Here is a 1,470-nt window from a genome sequence, read left to right as displayed (position 1 = left end):
CAGTTCAGGGCAGAATTGGTAGAGAGAGTCATGTAAGATATTGAGTTCGCACATCYTTGTTGTCTGATTATTGATTTTGGCGAAACCATTTGATCATATGACAAGGTGTGCATCTACCTTAAATTGATGATTTTTATCTAAATCATCAGGGGATTCCTCAGGGCTTAACCCGCACGTTTGTTTCTTTTACATTGCCAGCTATCGTAGTCATCGCCGATTTGCATGCTCGACGTTGATAACTTTTCGACATCGTATTGGAACCGGCGGGTGCCATTGAATGCTGGGGTAATGTATACGGTTTCAATATCAGCGATATAATCTTGACTAAAGCTATCGTTGCTCTGAAACTCAAAAGGATTATAAACCAACTTAATTGTCTCGTTGATTAATTCCCATTCACCTGTCGCATCATATGAAAAGTGCGCATTCTTTTCGCTAAGGAAATATTCAACACGCCCTTGCAGTGAAAATGCCTTGTTATCTTTTAATGTCCATTGTTCCTTGTAAACTTTATCACCTTGCATGGTGAACGAGCACGTCCATTCGCCCGACACGTTCTGCTTTTTAATGGGTAAATCTGCAGCAAAAGCACCAAAACATGGCAGCATTGCCGCTAATGTTAAAAATAGAATACAGTCACTTTTCACACTAAAATCCCTTTTGCTACGTTTTTATTAGAGATGGTCACCCTCATACTATCAACTCGCAGATGAGGATGCCATTTAACAGTAGATTGGTTTTTTACAACTCGGATTCGTCACTATTGGGTCGTAACTGACGCTGGAGGCCTGATAAGAAGTTTCTCAGCACTTGATCTTTACACTCTTTATAGTGTTTATTATCCGGCTTACGGAAAAAGGCACTGAGCTCATGCTTACTTAAACGAAAATCAGCAAGTTGCAGAATATCTAAAATATCTTCCGCTTTTAAGTTCAAAGCAATGCGCAACTTTTGAAAGACGACATTATTACTCAACCTTGTTTCTGGCTTAGGCTGTTCACCGTCTCGTTTACCACGTTTAAAATTAATAAACCCGTTCAGAAATATCGCTAATTCTGTATCACTAAGTTTAACAAAGGATTCATCGTCTTCTTTTTTCAGCCAACGGCTGACTTGATCATTGGTCACTGTATGATCGGCTAAAGCGAAGATCTCAGTGGTTACATTATCTTTTAAATCAAATGTATAGCGTACACGGCGTAAAATATCATTACTGGTCAAAATAGTTCCTAGTCTTAGGTAAATCCAGTGCTATCAACGTGAAAACTGGAAGGATTGGATCATATCAGATTTACCGCCTATTCCCTATCAATTGCGTCAATTTAAGGCAATTCATCACATAAAGCTTTACTGAGCCTTATCCTACCTCCTCGATACCACGAGATCCAAACTGCGTGATAAATCAGCAGTCAAACCATAAATCTATACTATTGGTAAGATGATACCGCTCGTGTTTTTCGCGTTAAGCTA

At 39.2% G+C, this 1,470-nt stretch carries 2 protein-coding genes; both read right to left on the bottom strand.

What is annotated here, in order from left to right; all coding sequences use genetic code 11:
• Positions 1–164 precede the first annotated feature (164 nt).
• On the bottom strand, positions 165–647 hold the full coding sequence (locus tag DZ54_RS0116415) for a hypothetical protein (RefSeq protein WP_025675266.1): 483 nt from the start codon (positions 645–647) through the stop codon (positions 165–167).
• A gap of 94 nt (positions 648–741) precedes the next feature.
• Positions 742–1,221, bottom strand: a complete 480-nt coding sequence (locus DZ54_RS0116410) for a YehS family protein (protein ID WP_025675265.1) — start codon at positions 1,219–1,221, stop codon at positions 742–744.
• Positions 1,222–1,470: the final 249 nt, after the last annotated feature.

The organism is Salinivibrio socompensis S35, assembly GCF_000513715.1.
Classification (GTDB): domain Bacteria; phylum Pseudomonadota; class Gammaproteobacteria; order Enterobacterales; family Vibrionaceae; genus Salinivibrio; species Salinivibrio socompensis.
The sequence above is the reverse complement of the archived record's forward strand: the minus strand, read 5'-3'. Positions and strand labels throughout refer to the sequence as shown.